Source organism: Bifidobacterium sp. UTBIF-68 (assembly GCF_006408855.1).
Lineage (GTDB): Bacteria > Actinomycetota > Actinomycetes > Actinomycetales > Bifidobacteriaceae > Bifidobacterium > Bifidobacterium reuteri.
In genome coordinates this window covers 129474-146780 of sequence record NZ_JFAN01000009.1, presented here as the reverse complement: position 1 = coordinate 146780, position 17307 = coordinate 129474, and the positions used below count along the sequence as shown (strand labels likewise).

At 58.8% G+C, this 17307-nt stretch carries 11 protein-coding genes; 2 read left to right on the top strand and 9 right to left on the bottom strand.

All coding sequences use genetic code 11. From position 1 onward, the window contains the following. Positions 1–30: 30 nt before the first annotated feature. The 6 genes from BW14_RS03435 to BW14_RS03410 all read right to left on the bottom strand — a co-directional run bounded on the left by BW14_RS03435 (position 31) and on the right by BW14_RS03410 (position 10776). Complete coding sequence (locus BW14_RS03435; RefSeq protein ID WP_044088333.1) at positions 31–2730, bottom strand: beta-mannosidase; 2700 nt, start codon at positions 2728–2730, stop codon at positions 31–33. 139 nt (positions 2731–2869) lie between these two features. Next, positions 2870–3766, bottom strand: a complete 897-nt coding sequence (locus tag BW14_RS03430) for a carbohydrate ABC transporter permease (RefSeq protein ID WP_081886525.1) — start codon at positions 3764–3766, stop codon at positions 2870–2872. Next, a complete protein-coding gene (locus BW14_RS03425) occupies positions 3763–4815 on the bottom strand; it encodes a carbohydrate ABC transporter permease (RefSeq protein WP_140463124.1) in 1053 nt (350 codons plus the stop codon). The genes BW14_RS03430 and BW14_RS03425 overlap by 4 nt, the downstream gene beginning before the upstream one ends. Before the next feature lie 183 nt (positions 4816–4998). Continuing rightward, positions 4999–6393: an ABC transporter substrate-binding protein gene (locus BW14_RS03420; protein ID WP_044088336.1), complete on the bottom strand. Its 1395-nt coding sequence runs from the start codon at positions 6391–6393 to the stop codon at positions 4999–5001. 654 nt (positions 6394–7047) lie between these two features. Further along, complete coding sequence (locus BW14_RS03415) at positions 7048–9162, bottom strand: beta-galactosidase (RefSeq protein ID WP_223848066.1); 2115 nt, start codon at positions 9160–9162, stop codon at positions 7048–7050. A 243-nt stretch (positions 9163–9405) separates the two neighbouring features. Next, entirely contained in the window at positions 9406–10776 is a 1371-nt protein-coding gene (locus tag BW14_RS03410) for a GH1 family beta-glucosidase (protein WP_044088338.1), read from the bottom strand. Between the two features lie 315 nt (positions 10777–11091). On the opposite strand from BW14_RS03410, the gene BW14_RS03405 reads away from it, so the two are divergent. Both BW14_RS03405 and BW14_RS03400 read left to right on the top strand, forming a co-directional pair. Then, positions 11092–12222 carry a GDSL-type esterase/lipase family protein gene (locus BW14_RS03405; RefSeq protein WP_308810443.1) on the top strand — a complete coding sequence of 377 codons (1131 nt, stop codon included), beginning with the start codon at positions 11092–11094 and terminating at the stop codon, positions 12220–12222. 4 nt (positions 12223–12226) lie between these two features. Then, positions 12227–14035 carry a sialate O-acetylesterase gene (locus BW14_RS03400; protein ID WP_140489263.1) on the top strand — a complete coding sequence of 603 codons (1809 nt, stop codon included), beginning with the start codon at positions 12227–12229 and terminating at the stop codon, positions 14033–14035. Between the two features lie 162 nt (positions 14036–14197). On the opposite strand, the gene BW14_RS03395 is transcribed toward BW14_RS03400, so the two are convergent. The 3 genes from BW14_RS03395 to BW14_RS03385 are packed head-to-tail and all read right to left on the bottom strand — an operon-like array spanning position 14198 to position 17109. Further along, positions 14198–15622 (bottom strand): NAD(P)(+) transhydrogenase (Re/Si-specific) subunit beta, encoded by a 1425-nt coding sequence (locus BW14_RS03395; RefSeq protein ID WP_044088340.1) that lies wholly within the window; start codon positions 15620–15622, stop codon positions 14198–14200. Next, positions 15622–15927: an NAD(P) transhydrogenase subunit alpha gene (locus tag BW14_RS03390; RefSeq protein WP_033890970.1), complete on the bottom strand. Its 306-nt coding sequence runs from the start codon at positions 15925–15927 to the stop codon at positions 15622–15624. Before BW14_RS03390 ends, BW14_RS03395 begins: the two co-directional genes overlap by 1 nt. A gap of 21 nt (positions 15928–15948) precedes the next feature. After that, on the bottom strand, positions 15949–17109 hold the full coding sequence (locus tag BW14_RS03385) for an NAD(P) transhydrogenase subunit alpha (protein WP_044088342.1): 1161 nt from the start codon (positions 17107–17109) through the stop codon (positions 15949–15951). Positions 17110–17307 lie beyond the last annotated feature (198 nt).

Sequence of the window (17307 nt, the reverse complement as noted above, 5' to 3'; positions counted from 1 at the left end):
TCCCTATTCACGTCAGAATGGTCTGCGCTCTCAGACGAAAATCTTGAGATCGTTTGCGCATCGCAGCACATTCGAAGCGATGAACGCGGCCGGATCAAGTCCGGCGGCCGCCATGATATGCCACGTCACCGATTCGCCCGGCAGCAACGTCACCATGCCACCGTCGATACGCGCATCCTGATCGACCTTATCGACCATGCAGAACACGTCGCGCGCGTATGCCTTCGCGGTTACGGTCAAATCATAGCCATCATCCATAACGGCAACGGTCGCCTCGAATGGATTGCGGTCGAGCCGCTGATCGATCACATCGGCAGGGTTGCAGATCACGCGAGCGAACTGCGCACCGGCAACGCCATCGGCCGCAACCGGCGTCGCGACCAGAATCTCACCGTTCACGTCACCGAATCCAGCTACCGCTTCATCAAGTGCGAGCGCAACATGACCCGTGGCCTCTACGGTCACATCGGCAAACGTTTGCGAGGCAAGCACTTCGCCTGCAAAATCGCGACGTTCAACTGTCCACGTACCGGTCCAGGAGTCACGCGTATCGTTCGCGACCAGCAGCTCCAGATGGTCCGGCGCAACCGGCACACCTTCCCAGCTCTTGTCTTCGCGCGCCTTGTCGGAAACGCGCGGCTGGATCGTGGCAAAACGCGGCGCGAAGAAGTCACGCGAAGCGTACCACAACGGCTTGCGATGACCGTAATAATCCACGGCGGCCCACGACACGACCGGCCAGTCGTCGTTGAGCTGCCAGATCAAGGCACCTGCATTGACCGGTTCAAGCGAACGCATATGCTCAACGCCGAAGCGGATCGCCTGCGCCTGCTGCAGCTGGCATGCCCAATGCCAGTCTTCGATATTGCTCCAGTCGTCGGTCGGGATAAGCCAGTTTCGTGTACCGTCTGCGTTGTAGCTCACATCGTTGATGTTGCCCGGGGTCAGATGCGAGCGCATGCCGCGCGCCAGCTTGTAGTTGCCGCCCATTGCCTTCTGATGCACGAGCATCTGCTTGCCGAACGGTTCAAGCTTCTCGTCGTGCACCACGCGGGTGAGCGTGCTGAATGCCGGCGGTGCCTGATAGCCGAATTCGTCGGCGAAGCGCGGCGTGTAGTCGGCGTACTTGCGGTAGTCGACGCGGTTCCACACATCCCAGATGTGCATAGTCCCGTCCACGTCCTTGTTCGCGTCAACGAATGGCGTGAAACTCATCGGGGAGCTCGGCAGGTAGACGTGCGTCGGGTCGAGCTCGGCGAGCAACTTCGGGAACAGGTCGGCGTAATAGTAGTCGCCCCAGCCTTTTTCGCCATAGCCATACGCGTTCGCGGGCTTGTCGTCGTCACGCAGAGCCTGCTTGAAACCACCCCACTCGGAGTAGGCGACATAGTTTTCGTTAGAGCCGTTCCAGACGGTCAAGCTCGGGTGCGAGCTCAAGCGGTTGATGTGTTCGCGCGCTTCGGCTTCGATTTCGGCGCGAGTGCCGGCATCTTCCGGATAAGCGGCGCAGGCGAGCATGAAGTCTTGCCAGACCATGATGCCAAGTTCGTCGGCCAGATCGTAGAATTCGTCGGATTCGTAGATGCTACCGCCCCACGCACGCACCATATTCGAGTTGGATTCGACTAGGTCATTGAAACACTTCGCGTAGAAAGCGCGGTCGGCGCGAGACAGGAAGGCATCGACCGGCACCCAGTTGTAGCCACGTGCATGCACGGGCACGTTATTGACGTAGATCTGGAACGGTCGACCGATTTCGTCGGCGCGAGTATCAACGTGCACCGTACGGAAGCCGACACGACCGGTCCATTCGGCCGCATTCTCGCCAGCTGTTACAGTTACGTCGTACAGCGGCTGCTCGCCGTAGCCGATCGGCCACCACAGTTGCGCATTCGGCACAACGGCAGTCAGCGTCGTCGTATTGCGACCGTATTCAACCTCACCGTTTACAGTAACGTTCGCACCGAATCCAGCGATTGTCACACTCACCTGAACCGGCTTCTGCTGCGTGTGAGCATCGGCCGAAGTCATCACGCGACCTTCGCCTTCGCGCTCAATCTCAACCGTGGTTTTGAGTACACCAGTACCATCCGAAAGCACGTCAACCAGCGGACGCACCGCAGCAAAACGCACGCCAGACCACGAGTCGATGCCGATCTCACGCCACATGCCAGCGTTGGCAACGTCAATACCCCAGTCCCATCCGAACTGGTAGCTTGGCTTACGCAGCTGGTTGAACGCATGATGCTCGGTGTGCGGATAGTAGCCAAGTTCCTGCTCACGACGATCAGACTCACGCACGGACGATGCGAACGTTACCGTAAGCGTATTGATGCCGTCGCGCAGCTGACCGCGCGCATCCCAACGATACGAACGATGATAGTTCTGCGAGAAGCCGACCAACTGGCCGTTGATCATCACTGTGGCAACCGTGTCAAGACCGTACGCAACCAGATCGTGGCGGGTCTGCCCATTTGCGTGCCATTCAAATTCGGTTTCAAACTGCCAGTCAACATCGCCAATCCACTGCTGATGGTTTTCGTTGTCGCCGTCGAACGGTTCGTCGATCAGACCAGCTGCGAGCAGGTCGAGCGTAACCTCGCCAGGGACTGTGGCCGGAATGCCAGCGGTGATTGCAGCGCGCAGTTCTTCAGGAGCAACCTGCGGGTTAAGCGCGCGAACAGTCCAGCCTTCGGTGAGCGAGCGGAAGGTGTTAGGAGTATGGGTCATGGGAAACATCCTTGTGATATGAGTCGTTTGTCGTTCAGCTATGTAAGCCGATTCTTCATCATGAGCTATGCAAATCGTGAGACTTGCCGATGATATGCGTGAGGCTTCCGTCGGCGCACACCGACGGAAGCCAACGGAATCACTCCTTAACAGCACCGGCGGCAATGCCGTTGTAAATCTGCTTCTGGAAGATCAGGAACAGAACCAGCATCGGCAGCAACGTGATGACCACGCCGGCGCAGATCAGGTTGTACTGGCTGCCCATCGGGCCAGTGAACGAGTATAGCGCGATCGCGACGGTCTTCAGGCTTTCCTTCTGCAGGTACAAGTTCGAGGCATAGTACTCGTTGTACACACCTACGCCCTTCAAAATCATGCAGGTGACGATAGCCGGCTTGAGCAACGGCAGCAGGACACGCGAGTAAATCGTCCAGTAGGAGGCGCCATCCATAATGGCAGCCTCGTCAAGCGAGGTGGAGATGTTCTCGAAGTACTGGATGAACACGTAGATGGAGATCACATCAGTGCCGCACATCATGAGGATGTAGCCCCACATGGTGTTGACGGCGTGCATCTGAACCATCATCTTGTACATCGGGACCTGCATCGCGATGCCCGGAAGCAAAGCAGCCACAGTGAACAGGCCGCGAATCACCGCGTTACCGGGGAAAGTGAAGCGGGAGAGCACATAGGCGAGCATGGTGCCGATAAGCGTGGTGATAATCAGCACGACCACAAGCACAGTGAACGAGTTGCGGAAGGCGATTGCCATGTTCGAGGCCTTGAACGCCTGCACATAGTTGCCGAAATTGAACCAGTTCGACGGCATGGTCATCACGGACGTGGACTGGTATTCCTTGGTGGTTTTCGCCGCAGTCACAAAGCAGCTCACCAGCGGAACAACCATCCAGAAAGCCACGAAGATCAGCGAGAAGTACTTGAAGAACACCAACACGCCTTGCTTGGCCTTGTACCAGAAGGAGTTGCTGCGCGCCAGGCTGCGCGCCTTGGCCTGTGCGACAACGTCAGTCATCATGCCACCGCCTTTTCTTTGGAGTTACGGGAGCCGTTGCGGACAATCGGAGCGTTCTTCAGCGCCATCTTGCGACGCTGCCTTTCGATTTTCGCGGCTTTCTTCTTCGCCTTGGCGACGCCATCGTCGGCATCGCGGAATACGTATTTGAAGAACATCTGCTGGAGCAACGCGCAGATGAGGATGATCATCAGCAACACCACAGCCATGGCGGATGCAAGGCCGACCTTCTGGCTACCATGCGCGAGCTGATCCATAAGCACGAAGTACGTCGCGGTACCGTTTGCACCGGTGGTGATCACGTACGGGCCTTCGAAGGCGGAGAGCGAACCGGTGATCGACAGGATGATGTTGAGCACGAGGATCGTCTGGATGCCCGGCAGGATGATGTGCTTGAATTGCTGCCACTTGTTCGCACCGTCGATTTCAGCCGCCTCATACAGCGTCTTATCGACCGACATGATCGCGCCGATGAACAGGATGACGTTCTGGCCAAGGTATCGCCAGATGGATGCGCCCACCAGCGACCAGTTGTTGATGCTCTGATCTTTCAGCCAGTAAGGCAGAGCGTCGAGTTGGAAGCCGCACCATTGGAGCACGGTATCGAACACGTATCCGCGAGTGTAGAAGAACTTGAAGATGAAGCCGACCGCGATGCCGTTAATCAGATACGGGAAGAAGTAGACAGCCTTGAAGATACCGCCACCGCGCACCTTGAACGCCAGCATGGTGGACAGGTACAGGGCGATTGCGACCTGGATAAGCGCTCCGGCCATGTAGTACAGGCTGAGTTTGAGCGAAGACAGCGTATCCGGGCGGGTGAACACTTCAATGTAGTTCTGAAGTCCGATCCATTTCGGAGTGCCGATGTACTTCATCTTGTAGAAGCTGTAGCCCACCATGTTGAAGAACGGCAGGTAGGTGAAGAAGACGAGCAGAGCGAGCGGAATCGCGGAGAATGCAACGATGATTCCGGTTTTACGCCAATCTTTTGGCTGGATATTGTCGGGAATATCGACGGCTGCCGTCGTTCCCGCTGCTGACGAGGCCATAGGTCCCTCTCTTCGATGTATTCCTCGCCTGACCTGTGCGATACGACTGGGCGGGGAGTTTGGCTGATATTGGGGAAAGTCTGGTATGGGATGGATTCGGGCAGCCTCGGCGTGGTTGCTGACGACTGCCCGAACAATGGATGAGGAGTATGTGTCAGGAAGTTACGTGGTTAGGATGCGCGCTTACTTGACGACCGTGGTGTACTTGACGTCCACGTTCTCAGTTTTCAGCGCACCGTTCCACTTTTCGTTCCACTCCTTGACCAGATCATCGTAAGACTTGGTCTTGTTGGCCGCGTTTTCGACGATGGACTGGATGCGAGCGTCGCCGGCAGCGTTGATGTTGAGCTCGGAATCGGAGTTGAGATCGTTGAACAGATCTTCCTCGCCTTCGACAGCCGGTTCATCTTCGACGAAGGTCACGTCTTTGAACTCGGAATAGACATCCGGCAGCGTGGAGTCGGACTTATCGACCGGCAGACCGCCTTCGTTGGTCGCGAAGTGGGACTTTTCAGTCATCCACTTGATGAAGATCATTGAGGCTTCCTGATTCTCCTTGGAAGCATCCTTGTTGATACCGTACGCATAGTCAGCAGCAGAGGAAGTGTACTGCTTGCCGTCAACAGTGATCGGGAACGGCATGTAGCCAATGTCATCAGCGTTTTCGCCGACCGACTTGATCTGAGAGACGGCCCAAGAGCCGAGCACCATGGTGCCGATCTTGCCGGAGTTCATCTGAGTCTTGGAGCCTTCCCAATCAGTGGTGGAGAAGTCGTCTTCAATCAGACCATCAGCCACGGCATCGTACAGAATCTTGTACACGTTGTACGCGTGAGTGCCGTCGCCCGGGTCAGAGAACGGGTCCTGCGTGTGCAGCAGCTCCTGATTCATGTACTTGGCGTCGCCAGTAGCGTTACCACCGATGTAGGCATCCCATGCGCCCATCGTCCAGCCGGCCGCGTAGTTGGTGTACAGCGGGATGGCGTCAGTCTTTTCCTTGATGAGCTTGAGGTCGTTGATGAACTCTTCTGGAGTCTTCGGATTCTCAGTGATGCCGGCGGCCTTGAATACAGCCTTGTTATAGACGATACCGACCGCGTTACCGGTCGAGGAGATGCCGTAGACGTTGCCGTCGTAATGCTGGGCATACACGTAGTGGATTTTATCTTTCAGATTATCGACAGTGCCGAAGGGCAGGAAGTAGTTCTGCAGCTCGGAGGCATCGACAGTTGGAATCATCATCATGTCGCCCCAGTCGCCTCCCTGCAGACGGGTCAGTGCGGAATCGGCGTAATTGGTGCCGCCTTCGACCTTAACCGTGATGTTTGGATACAACTTGTTGAATTCTTCAATGTACTGCTTCCACGTCGTACCGTTGTAGGTGTCCTGCAGCATATCGGTACGCTGGCTGTACAGGTTGACAGTGGTCTTGATGTCCTTGCCAGTGGTGCCGAGCTCGATCTTGTCGTAAGTCAGGTCGGTGCCATCTGCAGATCCACCACCGGCGCCGCAAGCCGCCATGCTTACCATGCACAAGCCGGCGGTAGCTGCAGCCACAATCTTCTTGAATGCTTTCATTACCTGTCTCCTTTGTCAGCTTCACAGCTGAAGCGGTGAAGAGATGATTAGTCCCTTTTCCTTGTTTACGCAAGCGTTCAGCAATGAAGCGCCGCGATGTACAGCACCAGGAACCTTACTGCCGCTTAGCATTAAAGCTCTTTTGCGCTGTTGGTGAATAGAATAACACCGCACCTATGCGTTTGTCAACCGGTTAAGTATTCGGGTTAACACAATTCCGCCACAACAGGACCAAGTCATCTGCAAGCACCTTACTGCGCATCTTGGAATCGTTGCAATTATTGACTTTTCAGTATCTACTCGTAGCTTCATGCCAGGCACATCACAGCTGAAATATTCAGTGAAAACCGTCATGAATCCGGCGTGTTGCACTGTTATTGGCTGGTGTATATGGATTTTTATGCAAGCTCGTACTTAAGCGTTTATGTATTGCTGGTCTATACTGCCATTCTCAGGCATAACTACACGTCCATGGAATCGCTCAGCGCCCATCCAGCAGCAACGTCATTAAGCCATTTTGCTTAATCGCACCATGTGAGGGCCACTACACGATGGGGGGGTGCTATCCACGGTGTTGGATAGCACCCCCCATTCTGCAATCGCCCTCAGCCGATGCTCGGCACGGAGAATGATCGAATAGTCAGGCGAGAACCATCAGGCATGGGATTCGATAAGTACCACACCGTAAGGTTCGAGCGTAATAACGGAACCTGAAGCAACCGTAGGAGCCGCATCGCATCCGGCTTTATTCACGCCTTCGGTGCCATCCTTCGCCTCGCCGCTCGTCCTGCCAGCACCAGCAGTCTCAACGCCTGCGAGCAGGTCAATGCCATCACACGGGGCAACAACCGTTTGTACATGCGCAGTAGTGTTCAGCATGAACGTGAACCGCGTACCATCGGCAGCAACTCGCGTAACAATCTCCGTACCATCCGGGCTAGGCGTCGCTTGAATACCTGTACCGGCCAGCACATCATCCACAATCATGCGCGTACCATCGGCATCAGGCATCGTACCAACGTACCAGCAACGACCGTCCCCAAAACCATGCGCAGTAATCGCCGGCGTACCCGCATAAAATGCGTCACCGCCATAGCGGGCCAGTACGCGCGTGCCATCATCCTGATGCAGAATGTCACACAGAAGTCCGCATGTGCCGATTTCCTGCGCATCGTCGGTCAGCTTGGCATCTGCGCAGTCTCCCACGACCAGTGGCACAGCCATATCCGGAGGCAGCGCGTCGGTTTCCTCAGCCCATACGCCGGCCACATCGCGTAGCGGCACCGGGCATTCGCCTTGGAACAGGTTGTCATGTTCGTCCACCAACGCCGACATCGTAGTCAGGAGCAGGCGCCCGCCGCCGTCCACATACTCGCGCAACGCGGCAATTGTGTCGTTTCGCATCATATACAGACACGGCGCCAGCACAACATCGTAATCGCTTAAGTCAGCGTTCAATGGCACCACATCAACCGCAATGTTGCGTCGTGCAAATTCGGCAAAATACCGTTCGCACTCATCCACATAATCAAGTCCACGGGTCGGTCCGACGCATGCTTCAAGACCCCACCAATTCTGGAAGTCGAACAGCACAGCAACTCGCGCCGTACTACGTGAACCAAGCAGCCGCGAACCAACCGCCTTCAGTTCCCCACCAAGCTGTGCAACCTCACGGAACACACGCGTGCGATTCGACCCATCGATATCAATCACCGCACCATGGAACTTTTCGCAACCGCCACGCGACCGGCGCAATTGGAAGAACTGAACCGAATCAGCACCGTGTGCAACCGCATGCCAACTCATTTCGCGCATTTGGCCCGGTGCTTTGAGATAGCAGTATTCTTGCCAGTTTTGGCGGCTTGGCGTCTGTTCCATCAGCAAGAACGTTTCGCCATGTCTGATGCCGCGGATCACCTCGTGCCAGAATGCCGTACTCGACGGCTTCGTATCACGCTGCGGATAGCAGTCCCACGAGGCGATGTCGAGATCGCCTCCCCACGCTTGATAGTCGTAGTTGTCGAAACGCCACATAAAGTTCGTGGTAGCCGGCGTGGTCGGATCAAACTCACGAATCGCCAACTTCTCAAGATGATATGCTTCGCGAATCGAATCGCTGAAAAACCGCCGATAATCAATCGTGTAGCCGGGAAGCACGGCACGGTTCCCGTCGATGCCGTCTCCGGCGAAATCAGGAAGGCCGATTTCATCAAACGAATGGAAGGTGCCGCTCCAGAATGCCGTGTTCCATGCTCCATTCAGCTCATCGATCGTCGCATAGTGTGCGCGCAGCCACTGCCTGAACGCTTCAGTACAACGTTCGCAGTAGCAGTACCCGCCATACTCGTTGCTCACATGCCAGCCGACCAGGTTCTCAAGATGGCCGTATCGTTCGGCGAGTTTGCCGGCGAGCGCCGCCGACAGCCTGCGATAGACGGGACTGTTCGGACACGCGTCGTGACGCTCCCCCTGCCGGTGTTTGCGCCCGTAGAAGTCGACGCGCTCGACTTCGGGGTACCTGAGCGACAGCCATGAGGGCAACGCTCCGGTGGAGGTCGCCATGATGATGCTCATGCCGGCCTCGGTGACCGTGTCCACGATGCGGTCGAGCCGGCTGAAATCGTAGGTTTCCTCGTCGGGTTGCAGGCTGGACCAGGAGAACACGTTAAGCGTGACCTCATTGATGCCGGCCTCATGGAACAGTTCCATGTCCTTGGCCCAGATCTCCTCGGGCCATTGTTCCGGGTTGTAGTCGCCGCCGTACAGCATACGCCCGTCGACTGCTGACACCATTGTCATATCGAAGTCCTTTCGTAGGGATGGCTCGATGTGCAGGACGTCATCGAACCGAAGAATGTGGCGTATGGATCATGCAGTGCACGGGCAGAAACGCCCGTGCACTGCATGAGTGGCGGAACTCGCTCGTTCAGCGTGTGCTGAGCGAGCGAGTTCCGCCACTCACATCAAAGGAACATAGAAAAAGATAGCCGCTTCAATACCATCACGGCATTGTCACAGCTTAGGCAGCTCACGGGTTGCGATGAGCTTCCTGTACCACTTGAAGCTGTCCTTCGGGACACGTTCCTGCGTCTCATAGTCCACATAGGTGATGCCAAAGCGCTTGGTGTAGCCGAACGCCCATTCGAAGTTGTCGAGCAGCGACCAGACGAAGTAGCCGCGCAGGTCGACGCCGACCTCCATCGCGCGGCGGGCCGCGTCGAAGTGCCGAGTCAGGTAGTCGATGCGCTTGTCGTCGTGCACGGCCTTGGTGCCGTCGGCTTCGGTGACCATCTCGTCTGCGCAGGCGATGCCGTTCTCGGTGATGAACAGCGGCATCTCCGGATAGTTGTCGTGTACACGCACGAGCATGTCGTACATGCCGTCCGGGTCGATGTTCCAGCCCATTTCGGTGTGTTCGCCGGGGGTCGGCAGCCAGTCGATGTCGCTGCAGCCGGGGAATGTGCTCGCCGCGGTGGACTGGGGGAACTGCGGACGGTCGCTCATGGCGACGAGTCCGGTCGAATAGTAGTTGATGCCGAGCATATCGATCGGCTGATGAATCTGCTCGAGATCGCCGTCCTTGATGAACGACCAGTCGCAAATGCCCTTGGTGACGGCGAACAGCTCGTCCGGATAGTAGCCACGCAGCATCGGATCGAGGAACACGCGGTTGCCGATCAGGTCGGTGCGATGCACGGCATCGGCATCGCCACGGTTGATCTGCAGGTTGAGGGTAACGGCGATCTGTGCCCGTTCACCGAGCTCGTCGCGAAGAGTCTCGGTCATCAGGCCGTGGGCGAGGTTGAGATGGTGCACGGCCTCGAACGCGACGGGGCCACCGCCCATTCCTGGCGCGTGCTCGGTGCCGCCGTAGCTCAGGTAAGAGGAGCACCAGGGCTCATTGAGCGTGATCCACGTGTCGACTCGGTCGCCGAGTCGTTCCGCCACGCGGCGGGTATAGTCGGCGACACGATAGGGGGTGTCACGGTTCAGCCATCCGCCCTTGTCCCCAAGGTACTGGGGCAGATCCCAGTGGTAGAGCGTGGCGACGGGCTTGATGCCGTTGTCGAGCAGCTCGTCGACCACGCGCTCGTAGAAATCGAGACCCTGTTCGTTGGTCGGTCCGCCTTCGGTCGGCACGATGCGGGGCATCGCGATGGAGAACCGGTAGGCGTCGACGCCGAGGTCCTTGAGCAGGGCGATGTCCTCCTTGTACCGGTGGTAGGAGTCCGTGGCCACGTCGCCGGTGTCACCGTTGACAGTGTGACCGGTGTGGGAGAACGTGTCCCAGATGGAGGGGCAGCGTCCTCCCTCATGCACCGCACCCTCGATTTGGTACGACGCCGTGGCGGTGCCGAACATGAAATTTGCTGAAAGCGTCATGTGGACGGTCCTTTCATGATGATGTGTTCGTGACGGAAGCGTTGCTACGCGTCCATTGCCTTCGTTGGCGACCGAATCAACCGATGATTCGTTTCGTCCGCAATGAGTGTATCATATTCACATGAAGCGGTTAAGGTGTTGCGAGTCTTGGATTATAAACTAAGTCGCAATATCGATCCGAACCACTGCATCGACGGACTGAACACCATCAATGAGGAGCATTCGATGACAATGTCGTGCGCGGACAAGAATTCCGCATTACCGGAGGCGAAGAAGCCCATCACCATCTTCCCCAACAACCCGGCCATCCGAACCATGGGACGCATCGATGACGACAATCCGGAGCGGCCGGTATGGGTATATCCCTACACTCAGGCGGCGTTCCGGTTCACCGGGACATCGCTGACCGTGACGCTCATCAACCATTGGTGTTATGGCGATAGCCATATCGGTGTCATCATCGACGGAGCGGAAACCAAGGTTCGTATTCCCTCCGGCGCCGATGGCGCACATGGGGCATCCTACGGGCCTGTCACACTCGCACTGGCCGAGCATCTCCCCGACATCGTGCATGAGGCCGTGGTGTTCAAGCGTCAGGACGGACAGCATTACCTCGAACTGCTGGGATTCGGCGTGGACGCCGGCGCGCAGGTCATGCCGCCGACTGCCACGGAACCGTCACGCCGTATCGAGGTATTCGGCGACTCCGTGTCCTGCGGCGAACGGAACGAGGCCATCCTGTACGCCGGCAAGGGCGATCCGGACGTCGATCTGAGCTCCTACAGCGATTCATGGCGTTCGTACGCGGCGATTACGGCGCGTGCACTGGGGGCTCAGGTCCATGTCACCGCTCAGGGCGGCGCGTCCCTGCTGGATGGCATAGGCTGGTTCAACGGGCCTGACTACATAGGCATGGAAGGCATTTGGGACCGCATCGAGTACAACCCCGTGCTTGGCGCGGCCAAACCGTGGGATTTCTCCCGGTACTCGCCGCACGTGGTCGTCGTAGCCGTCGGACAGAACGACTCTCATCCTCATGACTTCATGGCCGACGACTATGACGGCGTCGAGGCCCGGCATTGGCGAACCCGGTACGTCGATTTCCTGCGTGCCAGCCACGGAGTGTATCCCCAAGCGACGCTGATATGCACCACCACCGTGCTATACCATGATCCGTCATGGGACCGCGCGATCGATGAGGCCGTACGCACGTTCAATGAGTCAATAGGCAATGACTCCGTCGTATCATTCGGCCACACGACCGTAAACAATGTCCCCCCGATGAAGGCAGGTGCCATCGCCCACCACTTCCTGTATTCGCGCAACGGGTCGGCGACTCCCGGGCATCCACGAGTGCCGGAGCATGAGGAGATGGCGAGGGAACTCGTCGAATTCATCGGCTCGCTCGGTGACGGTATCTGGGCCGATGAGACGAAAGGGGCGTGAGATCATGACAGGCAACGGACAGACGGCTACAGGACCGGCACCGGGGGCCAATGCCAGCGGGGTCGACGCCAGCGGCATCCAAGCCGCGGCGGACAAGCCCACCGGTGCCGCCGAACTGAGACCGGCGGCGATCTTCTCCCACGATATGGTCTTGCAACGGCGCCAACCGATTCCCCTGTTTGGCACGGGACAGCCGGGTAGGACCGTCGTGGTCACCCTTACCTCGGACGCTGAGCAGACGCCTATACACACATCATCCATGTCCGATACGGACAGCGTCACCGGCATGGGAACCATAGATGCCGATGGCGACTGGCTCATCTTCCTGCCAGCGCTGGAAGCCGGCGGACCGTACACGCTCACCATCAGCGACCGCGCAGACATCAGCCTTACCTATCTCAACGTAATGGTGGGCGAGGTATGGATTGCCTCAGGACAGAGCAACATCGAATTCGAGCTGCGCAACGACCTGCACGCGCGCAGCACCATGGCAGAGTCGTCCGACTCGTTGCTGAGGTTCTTCAATGTCCCGAAGTCAGGGTTCGTGGACGACGACCTCATCACAGCGGAGGATTCCTCGTCGTGGCGCGCGTGCTGCCCTGATAGCTGCGGCACGATGTCCGCGATAGCGTATCACTTCGCGCATCGGCTACGCCGCGACCTCGCCTCCGACGTGCCTGTGGGAATCATCGACTGTTATGTCGGAGGCACGTCGGTCTCGGCGTGGATGAGCGAGCGTACGTTGGCGTCGCATGCGGCCGGACGCGGGTATCTCGAACGGTACCATGCACAGGTCGATGGTAAGACCGACGCTGAATTCCACGCAGAGACCGAGGATTGGCAACAACGGTTCGACAAGTGGAACGTAGAAATCAGTGCCGCACAAGCCGCTGAACCGGACATCACCTGGGACACGCTCAACGAGCGGTATGGTCAGTGCCCATGGCCTCCGCCGGTCACACCGTTCTCCCAATACCATGTCACCGGGGCGTTCAATGCCATGGTCTCGCGCCTGGCACCATTCGGAGCACGCGGCGTGCTGTGGTATCAGGGGGAAGAGGACGAGCAACATCATGAGAGCTATCGGGACCTGCTCAAGCTCATGATCGGCGAATGGCGAGGTCTATGGAAGGACCGGAATCTGTCGTTCCTTATCGTGCAGCTGCCGCGCTGGATCGATAAGAGCGTATATGAGTCCGGGATCGATCCGATGTTCTGGCCGCATATCCGTCAGGCGCAGGTCGACGTGGCACACGACACCGAAGGCTCCTACCCGGTGATCACATTCGATACCGGCGAATTCAACAACATCCATCCGACGGACAAACGTCCAGTCGGCGAGCGGGCGGCGATGGTGGCCGAGGAGCACGTCTATGGCATGGATGTTGCCGCTGACGGACCGACGGTTACTGAGGTCTCCCGCGACCTTGGCGGCCTTCCCGCACAGGAGCAGCCACAGAAGCTGCGCGTGCAGTTCGCCCATGCACGAGCACTGCGATTCGACCGGTGGAACGGCTGGGATGACGACGTTCATCGCATGGCCGTCACCTCAAACATCACAGGCGTGATGCCTCAAATGCCGGCCTCGTTGCCGTACGACCGGATGCCGGCTGGTTTGTCCGGGTTTGAGGTGGCGGGGATGGATGGTGTCTATCATCCCGCTGACGCACGGATTGACGGCGATTCGGTAATCGTTGAATCCGATGCCGTCGCCGAACCCGTGGCGGTGCGTTACGGCTGGTACAGCTGGGGGCCGGCACCGTTGTTCAATGGGGATGGCCTGCCGTCCGCGCCATTCCAGTCGCGGGTCTGAACAGCCAGGATGGCGCCGTAGCGCCAACTTGAACCCGGCACGGCGCATCGCCTATAATCCGCCGACACGATCGCTACGATTGCCAAAAACGAAAGGGGCTTCCCATCGCACTGCATGCGTGCTTTGGGGAGCCCCTGTTCTATGGATTATGGATTGCGGCAATCAGGCCAGCAATTCCTTGACGGCGGCGATGACGGCCTGCAGGCTCTTCTTCGCGTCACCGAACAGCATCTGCGTGTTGTCCTCGAAGTAGAGCTCGTTCTGGATGCCTGCGTAGCCCATGCCGCGGCCGCGCTTCATGACGACCACGTTCTGCGCCTTGTCCACGTCGAGAATCGGCATGCCGGAGACTGGGGTGCCGGGGCGGCGTGCGGCCGGGTTGGTCACGTCGTTCGCGCCGACGACCAGGGCCACGTTGGCCTGCGGGAACTGCGGATTGATCTCATCGAGATCCACGAGCTCCTCATAGGGCACGTTGGCCTCGGCGAGCAGCACGTTCATGTGGCCCGGCATACGGCCGGCGACCGGGTGGATAGCGTAGGACACTTCGACGCCATGGTTCTTCAGCAGCTCGCCGAGGTCGGCGAGCTCGCGCTGGGCCTGAGCCTGAGCCAGACCGAAGCCGGGCACGAAGATGACCTTCTGCGCGTAGACGAGCTGGACTGCCAGATCGTCGGGCGTGGTCTCCTTCATCGTGCCCTCCGGGCCCTCGCCTGCAGCGGCTGCACCGGAACCACCGCCGAAGCCGCCGGCGAGGACGGACAGCAGCGGACGGTTCATGGCTTGGGCCATGAGGATGGACAGGGTCACGCCGGCCGAGCCGACGAGCGCGCCGGCCACGATCAACGCCACGTTGTCGATGGCCAGACCGGACATGGCCACGGCCGTACCGGTGCATGCGTTGAGTACGGAGATGACGACGGGCATGTCGGCGCCGCCGATCGGAATGACGAACACCAAGCCGTAGCACAGGGCGAACACGGTGGTCAGAATCGACCAGAGCAGACGCTGCTCGGGCTGGACGCACAGCATGACCAATGCGGCGATGGACAGCACGGCGAACAGCACATTCCACACGCCCTTGCCGGGCAGCGAGAGTTTCTTGACCCATTTGATGCCCTGCAGCTTGCCGGCGGCGATCAGCGAACCGGTGAAGGTCACAGAACCGATGAGGATGCCGAGGCCAGCGGTGATGAGCACGACGATGTCCGGCGTGCCTTCCTTGGTGAGGATGTCGTTCAACGCCACCAACGCGGCCGCGCCGCCGCCCACCGTGTTGAACACGGAGACCAGCTGCGGCATGTCGGTCATCTTGACCTTCTTGGCGGAGACCACACCTGCCACCGCGCCCAGAAGAATGCCGACGACGAGCACCACCACGGCCACGGTGTTCACGAATCCCTTGGCGAAGAGCACGATGAACGCCATGAGCACGGCAACAACCATGCCGAACGCGGAGATCTGGTTGCCTTTGCGCGCGGTCTTCGGGGAGTTCATGAAGTGCAGGCCGATCACGAACATGACGGCCGAGAACAGATATACGAACCAGGCGACGATGTCGATGGTTCCCACGGTTGCGGAGGCCATTACTTCGACTCTCCCTTCTTCTCGTTCTTATTGGATTTGAACATCTCCAGCATGCGGTCGGTGACCACATAGCCGCCGACCACGTTCATCGTGCCGAGCACGGCGGCCAGGAAGATGAACACATAGGCCAATGGCGAATTGGCTTCGGCGGCCACAATCACCACGCCGACGATGACGATGCCGTGGATGGAGTTCGCGCCGGACATCAACGGCGTGTGCAGGGTCGCCGGCACCTTGCCGATGACCTCGATGCCGATGAGCAGCGCGAGCACAAATAAGGTGATGGATACGACGAGTGTAGGCATGATCAATCCTTCTTCCTTGACTCACTCGGATTTCGTGGCAAGCTCTTCGGCCGGAACGACCTCGGCGCGGCCGGCGACCACCAAAGCGTCGTCCAGCTCTTCGCTCAGATCCTGACTGAGCTTGCCGTCGCGAATGAAGTGCACGAGAATGTCGGCCACGTTGCGGGCCAGCAGGTTGGATGCAGTGGTGGCCACGCCGGAGGCGAGGTACGGGGCGCCGATCAGCTTGACGCCGCCCTCGGTCACCTGCTCCCCCACTGCCGAACCCTCGACATTGCCGCCGAGCTCGGAGGCCGCGCAGTCGACGACCACGGCACCCCGGTGCAGTCCCTTGACGCCGGCGGCGGTGAGCAGTACCGGAGGCTTGCGGCCGGGAACCTTGGCTGTGGTGATGATGATGTCGAATTCGGCGGCCTTCTTGTCCACTGCAGCCTGCTGTTGCGCCTGCTCTTCGGCACTCAGCGCACGGGCGTAGCCGCCCTCACCCTGACCTGCGGAGAAATCGAGCCCCAAATCGAGGAACTTGGCGCCAAGGGACTCGACCTCCCCCTTGGACGCAGGACGAACATCGTAGGCAGTGACCACTGCACCGAGTCGACGCAGCGTGCCGATGGCCTGCAGTCCGGCGATGCCGGCTCCGAGCACCAGCGCCTTGGCCGGGCGGATGGTGCCGGCTGCGGTGGTCATCATCGGCAGGAACGACCCATAGGCGTCAGCTGCCGTGATGGCAGCCTTGTATCCCATGACCGAGTTCTGTGAGGTCATCTCGTCCATAGACTGGGCGCTGGAGAGCTTGCGCGGCAGCTTCTCGATGCCGATGCCGACCAATCCGGCTTGCTCCAACGCGTCGATGTACTCGGCATCCGTGAAGGAACCGAGCATGCCGATAACCCACTGGCCGGCTGTGAGCTTGCTGACTGTTCCTGCGGATGGCCTGTCGACGAAGCCGAGTGCATCGGCCTTGCCCAGCACGGTTGCACGGTCGGAGACCACGGCTCCGGCTTTCTCATAATCCTCATCGGTGTATTCTGCGGCAGTCCCGGCACCGGATTCGATGATGCAGGAGACTGCGTTCCTGCGCAGCCGGGTGACGATATCCGGCGTCAGCGCGACGCGGGACTCCGTTTCGGACGTTTCGTTCACAACGCCGAACACCACGGTGGGTTCTTGGGTTTCAGCCATGAGACCCCTTTCTGTTCAACTTTGAATGGAAATGATTATCCAGATGCAAGTGTAACCGCAACATGTCCGATGCATCGGTTGATTTCTTACCGTTGCGCGAGGTTTTCCTACGGTTGCGTAAGGTGACGAGTTCGGTTCGCGCGATTACAATTTGTCTGTTGAGAAGCGTTCGGGCGCCACTGGCCTATGCCCGGACGG